Raw genomic sequence first — 11,099 nt, forward strand, 5'->3', positions numbered from 1 at the left:
CTGGGACTTAGAATCAGAGTCGGGCATGGGGTCTTAATCCCAAGGCCTGAGACAGAGCTTTTAGTAGAAGAAGCCATAAAGATAGAGACAAGAGACAAGAGACAAGAGACAAGTAAATATAATAACTCGTCACTCGTCACTCGTCACTCGTCTCTTGAAAAGTCACTCGTCACTTGTCACTCGTCTCTTGAAAAGTCACTCGTCACTCGTCACTTGTCACTGAAAATCCTCGACCTCTGCACTGGAAGTGGATGTATTGCAATTGCCTTAGCAAAAAAGTTCCCTGAGGCACAGGTTTACGGTACTGATACGTCTGAGATTGCGCTTGGATATGCAGAAAAGAACGCAGAAATAAATGGGGTCAAAAATGTAACATTTCTCAAAGGCCCATTATTTCAGCCAATTGCAAAACTCGGCCATTTTGACCTTATTGTCTCAAATCCACCATACATCGTCTCACAGGAAATTAAAGGCCTCCCGCAAGAAATTAAAGATTGGGAACCCCTGAATGCCCTCGATGGCGGCACGGACGGCCTTGATTTTTACAGGGCAATAATAAATGATGCCGGGAAATTCTTATCTGAAAGTGGTTGTATTGCTTTAGAGCTTGGGGCAGGGCAGGCAGACAAGGTTGCTGGTATAATGCTTTCAGCAGGATTCAGCGAAATAAAAATCTCAAGAGACTATGCAGGAATAGAAAGGATAGTCATCAGTCAAAAACCTGCAAGTCAAAGGCAGGAGGCACTAAGGCACAGAGGCATCAGGCATGGATAAAATTGTAATTGAGGGCGGGATAAAACTCAGTGGAGAGGTTCAGATAAGTGGCGCAAAAAACGCAGCCCTTCCTATAATGACATCTTCGATTCTTGCTTCTGGAGAAAACCATATATCCAATATCCCCGACCTTAAAGATATAAAAACAATGGGAAGGCTTCTCAGCAACCTCGGTGCTGATTTTCACTTTGAGGACAACAAAGTCATCATTCAGACCAGTAGTATAAACTCTGTAGAGGCCCCCTATGACCTTGTCAAGACAATGCGTGGCTCTGTCCTTGTCCTCGGGCCGCTTCTTGCGAGGATGGGGAAGGCAAAGGTCTCTCTTCCAGGTGGGTGTGTCATCGGAGAAAGGCCGATAAACCTTCATCTGATGGGCCTTGAGAAAATGGGCGCAGAGATAATCCTCAAAGAAGGTTATATAAATGCCAGGGCAAAGCGGCTTAAAGGCGCCTCCATTTACTTTGACATATCAACTGTTACAGGCACAGAGAACTTAATGATGGCAGCCTGTCTTGCCGAGGGGACTACTACAATTGAGAATGCAGCATGTGAGCCTGAAGTCGTAGACCTCGCAAATGCATTGATTTCAATGGGAGCTCATATCGAAGGGGCAGGGACAAAGACGCTCAGGATAAAAGGGGTGGAAACTCTTAAGCCCCTTAATCATAAAATAATACCCGACAGGATAGAGACAGGCACTTTCCTTACTGCTGCAGGAATAACCGGAGGTAATATAAAAGTCAGGGGCTGTAACACCGAACACATAGATTCTATCGTAATTAAACTTAAGGAGACAGGACTTGATATTAAATATGATAAGGATGGGATAAAGGCAAAAGGACCTGACAGGCCAAAGCCCGTAGATATAAAGACCATGCCCTATCCGGGTTTTCCGACTGACATGCAGGCCCAGTTTATGACCCTGATGTCCATAGCAGATGGCACAAGCCTTATCACAGAGAATATCTTTGAAAACAGATTCATGCACGTTGCTGAATTAAAGAGAATGGGAGCTGATATAACAGTAGAAGGCTCAACAGCTACTGTAAAAGGCGTTCAATCGCTTCGTGGCGCACCTGTTATGGCAACAGACCTGAGGGCCAGTGCCTCCCTTGTCCTCGCAGGCCTTGCTGCAAAAGGAAGCACTGTAATTGACAGGGTATACCACCTTGACAGGGGTTATGAAAGAATCGAAGAAAAGCTTCGGTCCCTGGGAGCAAGAATCAGGCGAATCAGCGGGTAAAAAGGGGAATGTGTACACTGCCTCTATGCTTCCAACCACGTGTTTTTTAAGGGATTTTCATAGGCAATAAAAATTTCTTTGGAATTTTTGTAAAAGTCCTTGACAATCGTTGTATTTCAGTGTCATATATATGACATGAGTTCTGAAAAGGTTCTTGTAATCGATGATGATAAGATAGCCAGGTATACTCTTCAGAATTTTCTCGAAAAAGAAGGTTATGAGGTTATGGCATGCGATAATGGTCTTACTGGTATAGCAGAGTATAAACGTGAGAGTTTCGGCGTAGTGTTATGTGATTTAATTATGAGAGGGATTGATGGAGTGTCGGTAATAAAGGAACTTAAGAGTTTTGACCCTCAGGCAAACATTATAATGATGACTGCCTATGGAACCATAGATAACGCAGTAGAAGCCATGAAGGTTGGAGCGTTTCATTATATAACAAAACCTTTCAGGCCTGATGATCTATCAGGTACAATAAAAAAAGCTGTTGAGTTCAAAAAACTCGGGAAGGAAAACCTTGACCTTAAACAACCATTAAAAGAGAAATGTAGTAAGGATCTTGTTGAGCACATGGAGATCTTCAAAGTCGGAATCGACTCGTACCGAGAAAATGATGTTGTAAAAATTAGAGACCTGCAAACAGTGAATAGTGATCAGTCAACAATGAACAGTTTTAATGGTGTAGATTTAGTACTGGCTGAGAATGGAATTGACCTTAACAATGTGCTTGAGGAGTTTGAAAAGAAACTCATCTTTCAGGCCCTGAGGGCATCAAACGGCATAAAAAGCAGAGCAGCACGATACCTCAAACTTAACAGGACAACTTTAATCGAAAAGCTTAAACGCCTGCGCATTCCAGATTAGATACAACCACCCGCCTTCCCTATCTCTATCTTTCGGCCGTAAAAACCCCGCTTGATTAAGCCCTGAAAGGTTGATACAATAAGGACACGTCTGACGGAAGTAGGGTCGAGGCGCCGCCTCGACCCTACTTATTAAAACCTTATATTATTAAACCTTATATCTGGATCTGGGTAAACTTAACTATGGAGGTATTGTATGGCTGCAAGAGTTGCTATCAACGGCTTTGGAAGGATCGGAAGGAATTTTCTCAGGGCGAGTCTCGGTAAACCGGAAATTGATATTGTCGCTATTAATGACCTGACAGACGCAAAGACTTTAGCGCATCTCTTAAAATACGACTCTGTCCATGGGATTTTTAAGGCTGATGTTGATTCTAAAGGAGACAGTATAACTGTAAATGGCAGAGAAATAAAAGTCCTTGCGATAACCGAGCCTTCTGCCCTTCCATGGAAAGAGCTTAAAGTCGATGTGGCCATTGAGTCAACAGGGAGATTTACAGACAGGGCAGGCGCATCAAAGCACATAGAAGCCGGGGCTAAATGGGTTATCATCTCTGCCCCGGCCAAGGAACCTGATATAACAGTATGCCTCGGTGTCAATGAGGATAGCCTTGACCCTTCAAAACATAGAATAATCTCCAATGCCTCCTGCACTACAAACTGCCTCTCGCCTGTTGCAAAGGTAATACATAAGGGATTTGGAATTATAAGGGGCCTTATGACAACAATACACTCCTATACAAATGACCAGAGAATCCTTGATTTGCCTCACAAAGACCTGAGGAGGGCAAGGGCTGCAGCACTCTCAATGATTCCGACCACAACAGGCGCTGCCAAGGCTGTTGGCCTTGTTCTGCCAGAGCTCAAGGGCAAGCTCGACGGAATGGCTATAAGGGTTCCCACCCCGAATGTCTCTGTTGTAGACCTTGTTGCTGAAGTAAGTAAAGACACAAACGCTGAAGAAGTAAATGGGGCATTAAAAAAAGCAGCAGAAGGCCCTCTGAAAGGTATAATGCAGTATTCAGAAGAGCCCCTTGTCTCCATAGACCTCAATGGCAATTCTCATTCAGCCATTGTGGATGCAACCCTTACAAAAGTTATTGAGAACAGGATGGTCAAAGTCCTTGCCTGGTATGACAATGAATGGGGTTACAGCTCACGCTTGAGGGATTTAATCATATATCTTACAGGTAAGAGGTAAAGAAAATGGCAAGAAACAACCTCGTTGCCCCCATAAAAGGCATTATAAACAAATTAACAATCGAAGACCTGAATATAAAGGGTAAGAGGCTTTTTATAAGAGTAGACTTCAATGTGCCCCTTGATGAGAATCTAAAGATAACAGACGACAGGAGAATACGCACAGCACTTCCAACAATAAACTATGCAATTGACGAAGGGGCAAAAGTAATTCTCGCCTCTCATCTTGGAAGGCCCAAGGGCAAAGTGGATTTGCGATTGAGTCTTGCACCGGTTGCAAAAAGGCTCCAGCGATTAGCAGGCAAAGAAGTAATGTTTGCGCCTGATTGTATCGGGCCGCAGGTTGAGGCCATGGCTGAAAAGATGAAGGAAGGAGATATAATGCTCCTTGAAAATCTTAGATTCCATATAGAAGAAGAGAAGAATGATGAGGAATTTGCCAGGGCTCTCTCAATGCTTGCTGACTACTTTATAAACGATGCCTTTGGCGCTGCTCACAGGGCGCATGCTTCAATTGTTGGCATACCAAAGTTTCTTCCCTCTGCTGCGGGTTTTCTTATGCGCAAAGAGGTTGAATATCTTCAGGGCGTTATAAATAACCCTGTGAGACCTTTTGTGGCAATACTCGGCGGTGCAAAGGTCTCAGGCAAGATAGGTGTGCTTGAAAACCTTGAGACAAAAGTTGATAAGGTAATTGTAGGCGGTGGGATGGCCTTTACCTTTATAAAGGCAATGGGCTATGAAGTCGGGGATTCCCTCGTTGAAGAGGATATGCTTGATTACGCCCAGATGATAAGGAAGAAAATTAAAGCCAAGGGTGTGAAGTTTTATCTCCCTGTAGACTGCGTTATTGCCCAGAGTGTTGAACCTGGGGCTGAGACCAAGATTGTCCCCACACTTGAAATACCGAAAGGCTGGAGGGCACTTGATATAGGCCCTGCCTCTGTAAAACTTTTTTCAGAGGCCCTGAGTAATGCAAAGACCATACTGTGGAATGGCCCAATGGGGGTATTTGAGATTGACGCTTTCTCGAGAGGAACCTTTGCAATCGCCCATGCAGTTGCCGATGCTTACGCCCTTACCATTGCAGGTGGCGGCGATACCAATCTGGCTGTGCACAGGGCAGGTGTATCGGAGAGTATATCCTTTATTTCAACAGGCGGCGGCGCTACACTTCAGCTCCTCGAAGGCAAAGATTTACCAGGACTTGCTTCTCTGACGGATAAAAAGGAGTAAACCCCGTTAGAATCTATGGGGGGTGTCCTTCATCTTGCGTGAAGGAGTTCATGAAGGAGTTCAAGATACCACCTGGAACTCTTCATCAGAGGCCTTATGAGGTAGCTTCTCATTCATGGTTGAGAGTATTCCACGTTTTATCTCAACGATTGAAGGATTTTTGCTCTCAAAGCGCTTGATGAGATAGGCGGCTGCTTCTTCGGGCTTGATTACATCTCCACATGTGAAAATGTCTACAGCAGCGTATCCATACTCAGGCCATGTATGGATGGTAAGGTGGGACTCTGCAATAACAACCACACCGCTTATCCCAAAGGGGTTAAATTCATGGAAAGCTACATCAACTATCGTAGCCTTTGCCATTTTAGCAGCGGTGACCAGTGCATCCTGGACTTTTTCTAAATTGTCTAAAATTCTGGAGTTGCACTCCCTCAACTCCACCAAAAGATGGGTACCTAAAGCATTCAATTTTCTACCCCCCTTCTAAATGGAATCCGGGCAAATCTCACCCCCTTTAAGTTGAAGGAAAAATACAGTATTAGAGGAATTTTGTCAAGAAAAAAAATGCAATTGATGTTACCATTTTAAAATGTCACATTTTTGTTTTTCTATTATCCTCTTTCCTCTCTATCTTCTCTGCGGGAGCAGGTTTGTCCCGACAGGTCGGGACTCCTTAAATTTCTACTTACAGATTAAACCTGCAAATTAAAAGTATATCGACTTGCTAACTAAGGGTTCAATTTACAAAATTGAACCCGCATGATAGATCATTTCTCAGTGTCTCCGTGTCTCTGTGGTTAACGCATTTTTTGGGATTAATTCTTTCATTCCTGCGCTCTATCTCTGGAAGGATTGATAGAGTAAACTTTTTGTCTATTTTGACCTGGAATTTTTCAGATAGATGTATGCTATAATTATACATAGGGGGCGATAGGCCTCGACGGGGGTTATGAAGCCCTGGCTGCATACCGTGGCCCTGTCACCACGTAAAAAGGCAGGAAACAAATACAAAAGCCAACACTGAATTGGCACTTGCTGCTTAAGCAGCACGCTTCCCTGGGATTGCCTGTGCCCCAGGAGAGGCGTCAGAAAGCAGGCTGGCTTAAAGGTCTCTCCTTTAACCTTTAGGTAAGACTTTAAGGGATAGGAATCAAGGATGCCCGCTTACTGGCAGCCCTGATTCCAAAAGAAAGTAAGTAAGCTAAGTATGTAGATGCCGCGGTGTAGTACTTTCGGACGCGGGTTCGATTCCCGCCGCCTCCACCATGAAAGTTAAAAGTTATTATTTTAGCCTCTTGCCCTGCGTGCTCTATCCATTTCTCTTTTAGCCTCTCTCTCTTTTATTGCCTCCCTCTTTTCATACTGTCTTTTGCCTCTGGCGAGGGCAATCTCGACTTTTGCCCTGCTGTCCTTAAAATATATCTTCAGGGGCACGAGTGTATATCCTTTTTGAGTTAATTTTCCCCATAATTTTTCAATTTCTTTTCTGTGAAGCAGGAGTTTTCTTGTCCTGAGCGGGTCATGGTTTAAAATATTGCCGTGGCTGTAAGGGCTTATATGGCAGTTGAGCAAAAATGCCTCGCCCCCTTTTATGAGCACATAACTGTCTTTCAGATTTGCCTTGCCCTCTCTCAGGGATTTGACTTCTGTGCCTGTGAGCATCATTCCTGCCTCATAGGTGTCTTCTATAAAATAGTCGTGATATGCCTTTCTATTGGTGGAAACAACTTTTTCCATAGTTAAAAATAATCTTAATTTATAAATTAAGTCAACAGATCACATCTATCCAAAATAAGATTTCTTGGACAGCATATGGTAAAGGGGGAAGGACGTATAAGTATACTGCCTATAAGCTGTCATTCCGCACTTGATGCGGAATCCAGTCCTTTTATTCTCTGGATTCCCGCTTAAAAACTGCGGGAATGACGACATTATGAAGCGGGTTCAGGTTTGTCCGACAGGTCGGGACTCCTATTTTTTTTCTCTGTGTCTCGGTGCCTCTGTGGTTATTTTACCCACAAAAATGTCGGAAGAACAGTAGCAAACATGGGTGTCAAAAAAATAACATATTGACACGATTTTTTTTTTAGTTAAGATAAAATGTAACAAGAGTTTAATATCCGTATAAATTTTTTGTATATGCATAATTTTTTACTTGACGGGCTCATTTAAATTTGGTATTTAGAAATTAATGACGGGCCCGCCGAGAGTTGTTGGGGGTTTTCGGTTGTATTAAGCTTGCAGTTACAATTTGACGTCTTTGCGCTGTAAAATGTAAAACCTGAAGCTCAAGGGGGTATTGATGGCACGTTTGTATCCTCGAATTACAACAGACCTTCCTGTAAAGGTAGATGCAAAACTTGTAAAGTCAGAGGCAACGATTACCGACCTCAGCATAGATGGTGCTTTCCTCGAAGGCCATTTTCGCTCTGCCGAAGAAAAGGCTGGAGATACTATTCTTCTGAGATATGATCTGCCCAGGTACGGGCTTTTTGAACACAGCGGCAAGATTATCAGGAAAGACACAAACGGTATTGCCATAAATTTTTATGGCCTTGATGTTGCCACAAAAATTAAACTCTGGAAATACATCACTGATAACATGAATGATTTTGACGAGTGTCCATACTGCGGTGAGAAGTATGAGGTAATCCCATCTGTCTGCAAGACCTGCGGCTGGGAGCTTACATTCAATTCTCCTGGATATTTTGAATACCACGAAAAAATGCACCTCCTCAAGAAACTGTATTCCAAGGCAGGCAATCTGGTAGCAGACCAGGTACAAAGGCTGATTAATTTTATGGATGCAGATATCCTGAAGATAGGGGTTAGCGAGGAGTTTCAAGAGTTTGTCGGGACAAGCAATGTAATGTTAGAGGTGTTCTCCAAAATCAGGAAAGTAGCTCCTACAGATATACCTGTCCTCATTTTAGGAGAAAGCGGGACAGGCAAGGAGCTCACTGCCCTTGCAATTCATGAAAGGAGCACGAGGAAGGATAAGGTATTCGTTCCGATAAACTGTGCGGCTATCCCGGAAACCCTCCTTGAGGCAGAGCTGTTCGGCTATGAGAGGGGTGCATTTACCGGAGCCTATACCAGCAAGAAAGGTAAATTCGAGCATGCAGACGGCGGCACCCTTTTCCTGGATGAGATAGGAGAGCTTTCCCCTAACCTTCAGGCAAAGCTCCTGAGATTCCTCGAGAACCAGATTGTGGAGAGGATAGGGGCCGGTAGCGGCAGGAAAGTAAACGTGAGACTTATAGCTGCAACCAACTGTAACCTTGAATCTGCAATTGCAAATGGCAAATTCAGGAATGACCTCTATTACAGACTGGATGCCTTTACCGTAAATCTTCCACCTGTCAGGGAAAGGGACGAGGACAAGGCAGTCCTTGCGAAATATTTTCTTAAAAAATTTTCAAAGGAGATGGGCGTATCAAAGGCATTTACAGAGGATGCTGTAAATGCTATAAAGAGTTACGGCTGGCCTGGCAATGTCAGGGAAATGATAAATAAGGTCAGGAAGGCTATTGTAATGGCCAGCGATGATTCCATAAGGCCCCGGGATTTAGACCTGTCTGTTCAAGATGAACCTGTGGAAAAAGAGACCCTCCTGAAGGATGTGAGGGAGAGGGTTGAAAAGCAGAAAATCAAAGAAGCTCTCGAAAGCTGCGGCAATAATGTAACAAAGGCTGCAAAGATGCTGGGCCTGAGCCGCCCGAGCCTTTACAGCCTCAAAAAGAAATACGGCATCTGACCCTTCCCCCCCCTGAAATTTCCCCTCTCCTTGACACCGACACCGACACTGACACCGACACTCCCCCCTTAACTTGATATCCCGTGGGTTCAATTTTGTCCCGACTTTATCGGGAAACCCGTAAGTTTGATAAAATAAATCACATTATGCCATCAGTAAGGGAATTACAGTTGAGTCACAAAATATTCGGGATTTTTCCTCTCCTTTCCGCCTCTTTGCTAAAGAGGGAATATTATTGCCTCTTTTGGGAAAAAGAAGTGTAAACTTTCTTTACACAAATTGGTAATCTTTTACACAATTTTCCTACTATTGAGCTTTTTGTAAAAACTATTTTTAAACCACAGAGAACACTGAGCTCACGAGAAAAGTGTAAAGAAAAATGGAGCAATGGAGTACTGGAGTATTGGAGTAATGACTACTAACTAATTAATATTTAATACTAAATAGACATTACTCCAATACTCCAATCAAATACTCCATCACTCCATTGCTCCAAATCATAGCTCTGTGTCCTCTGTGGTGAGACTTTTGTAAAACCTCTCTTAAAGGTTTTTAGCAATCTGGCACATCTCTTGCTTTAACTTTTGAGTAAGGAGGTTGTCGAATTATGGAAGAGAAAAGAAAAGAATCTCTCATAGCTGTTTTAAGGGAGTCTCCCTTTTATTCAATACTTCCTGTTGAGGCAAAATGCTTCCTTATAAAGTCACTGATAAGGAATCACCCTTCACTATTTATTGAAGGAGAGCAGGATATAGACATGGTTGTTGGCTACGAGGGTAGCTGGCCGGCAAGACAGCCTGAATAATTTAAACCTTTCTAATTCCTTACGGTTTTAAAATCTCCTCAAGCATGTATCTACTTGCTAATAGCGTGGTCATGGTAAAGCGACCATGTCTTTGTAATAAAATCTATCCATAGTGTTCTTTAATTCCTTGCCCTATCACTTTGTTTACATTATACTAAAAAATATGAAAACGTATACCGAATATATCAAGGCGTGGAAACAGAGGGAGGCCATCGAGGAAGAAGAACTTAAAGCTGAAAGGAAAAGGGCACTCTCAAAGGCAAAGAGGGCCGCGATATTTCTTGCAGAGAAATACGGTGTGGAGAAAGTAATACTCTTTGGCTCTCTCCCGAAAGGAAGGTATCATATTAGTTCTGATATAGACCTTGCTATTTCTGGTCTTTCGCCGAGAATTTTTTTTAAAGCATGGACTGAAGTAGAGAATCTTATAGATACGAAGGTTGATATAAAGCTTATTGAGGAATGCAGGGGGCTTATCAGAGACAGCATAAAGAAAGGGATAGTGCTCTATGAAAAAAAGCCGTGAAGAAATTCTCACCTTTATTGCCGAGATAGAAGAAGAACTCTCAAACATCAGCCTCCTGAGGGATGAAATAAAGATAGCAGCCAGGAAACTGAAAAAGACTTCAAAAAATGAAAGAGAATATATAATTGAAAGTCTTGCCCTTAAACTCCATAATTTTTATACCGCCTGCGAGAGAATATTCGAGAAGGTAGCAGGTGAGATAAATGGCAGAATCCCGCAAAGCCTTGACTGGCACAAAAGACTTCTGAAAAATATGGCCCTTGATATTAAAGGCCTGCGACCTCCTGTTTTAAGCAGTGCTACGGAGAGACAGCTTGAGGAATATCTCAAATTCAGGCATCTCGTAAGAAGCATCTATGGCTTTGAACTTGAAGAAACCAAAATGTCGCCCCTGATTAAAGGCATAGATAAAGTTACCGGTGCTTTTTTGAAGGATATTGAAAGATTTATTTCATTTCTCAGAACATTTCTAAAAATTTAGCAGCCTGTTGAAAAAGTCTCTTTTCTGTCATTCCGAGCCCTTCACTTGTCATTCCTAGGGTTGCGTCCCATAAATAGTATGTGTTTATAAAAGCCCTTTTTTCGTCATTCCTGCGGAAGCAGGAATCCAGAACCTATTGAAATTACTGGATTCCCGTTTTCACGGGAATGACAGACTATAAACATATTATTTGAGAAACACTACACTA

11 protein-coding genes and 1 other RNA gene are annotated in these 11,099 nt (G+C 42.9%); 10 read left to right on the top strand and 2 right to left on the bottom strand.

The genetic code is table 11. The features are described from left to right. The 5 genes from HZC12_03730 to HZC12_03750 form a co-directional block, all read left to right on the top strand. A partial coding sequence (locus HZC12_03730; protein ID MBI5025838.1) for a peptide chain release factor N(5)-glutamine methyltransferase occupies positions 1-774 on the top strand: 774 nt, incomplete at its 5' end. Continuing rightward, entirely contained in the window at positions 767-2,020 is a 1,254-nt protein-coding gene (gene murA / locus HZC12_03735; GenBank protein ID MBI5025839.1) for a UDP-N-acetylglucosamine 1-carboxyvinyltransferase, read from the top strand. The genes HZC12_03730 and murA, both read left to right, overlap by 8 nt. Positions 2,021-2,392: 372 nt before the next feature. Continuing rightward, a complete protein-coding gene (locus tag HZC12_03740) occupies positions 2,393-2,887 on the top strand; it encodes a hypothetical protein (GenBank protein ID MBI5025840.1) in 495 nt (164 codons plus the stop codon). A gap of 195 nt (positions 2,888-3,082) precedes the next feature. Next, entirely contained in the window at positions 3,083-4,087 is a 1,005-nt protein-coding gene (gene gap, locus HZC12_03745) for a type I glyceraldehyde-3-phosphate dehydrogenase (protein MBI5025841.1), read from the top strand. Between the two features lie 44 nt (positions 4,088-4,131). Further along, on the top strand, positions 4,132-5,322 hold the full coding sequence (locus tag HZC12_03750; GenBank protein MBI5025842.1) for a phosphoglycerate kinase: 1,191 nt from the start codon (positions 4,132-4,134) through the stop codon (positions 5,320-5,322). 60 nt (positions 5,323-5,382) lie between these two features. Here the strand turns inward: HZC12_03750 and HZC12_03755 are convergent, their stop codons facing one another. Continuing rightward, positions 5,383-5,790 carry an S-adenosylmethionine decarboxylase proenzyme gene (locus HZC12_03755; GenBank protein ID MBI5025843.1) on the bottom strand — a complete coding sequence of 136 codons (408 nt, stop codon included), beginning with the start codon at positions 5,788-5,790 and terminating at the stop codon, positions 5,383-5,385. A gap of 455 nt (positions 5,791-6,245) precedes the next feature. Here HZC12_03755 and ssrA point away from each other — a divergent pair. Next, positions 6,246-6,588: a transfer-messenger RNA gene (ssrA, locus tag HZC12_03760) on the top strand. Positions 6,589-6,609: 21 nt separating this feature from the next. Here the strand turns inward: ssrA and smpB are convergent. Next, positions 6,610-7,059 carry an SsrA-binding protein SmpB gene (smpB, locus tag HZC12_03765; protein ID MBI5025844.1) on the bottom strand — a complete coding sequence of 150 codons (450 nt, stop codon included), beginning with the start codon at positions 7,057-7,059 and terminating at the stop codon, positions 6,610-6,612. Between the two features lie 565 nt (positions 7,060-7,624). Here smpB and HZC12_03770 point away from each other — a divergent pair. The 4 genes from HZC12_03770 to HZC12_03785 all read left to right on the top strand — a co-directional run bounded on the left by HZC12_03770 (position 7,625) and on the right by HZC12_03785 (position 10,891). Further along, positions 7,625-9,079, top strand: a complete 1,455-nt coding sequence (locus tag HZC12_03770) for a sigma 54-interacting transcriptional regulator (protein MBI5025845.1) — start codon at positions 7,625-7,627, stop codon at positions 9,077-9,079. 607 nt (positions 9,080-9,686) lie between these two features. Next, positions 9,687-9,884, top strand: a complete 198-nt coding sequence (locus HZC12_03775; protein ID MBI5025846.1) for a hypothetical protein — start codon at positions 9,687-9,689, stop codon at positions 9,882-9,884. Positions 9,885-10,047: 163 nt separating this feature from the next. Next, positions 10,048-10,410, top strand: a complete 363-nt coding sequence (locus HZC12_03780) for a nucleotidyltransferase domain-containing protein (protein MBI5025847.1) — start codon at positions 10,048-10,050, stop codon at positions 10,408-10,410. After that, positions 10,394-10,891 carry a hypothetical protein gene (locus tag HZC12_03785; GenBank protein MBI5025848.1) on the top strand — a complete coding sequence of 166 codons (498 nt, stop codon included), beginning with the start codon at positions 10,394-10,396 and terminating at the stop codon, positions 10,889-10,891. Before HZC12_03780 ends, HZC12_03785 begins: the two co-directional genes overlap by 17 nt. Positions 10,892-11,099 lie beyond the last annotated feature (208 nt).

It is taken from the genome of Nitrospirota bacterium (assembly GCA_016214385.1).
Lineage (GTDB): Bacteria > Nitrospirota > Thermodesulfovibrionia > UBA6902 > JACROP01 > JACROP01.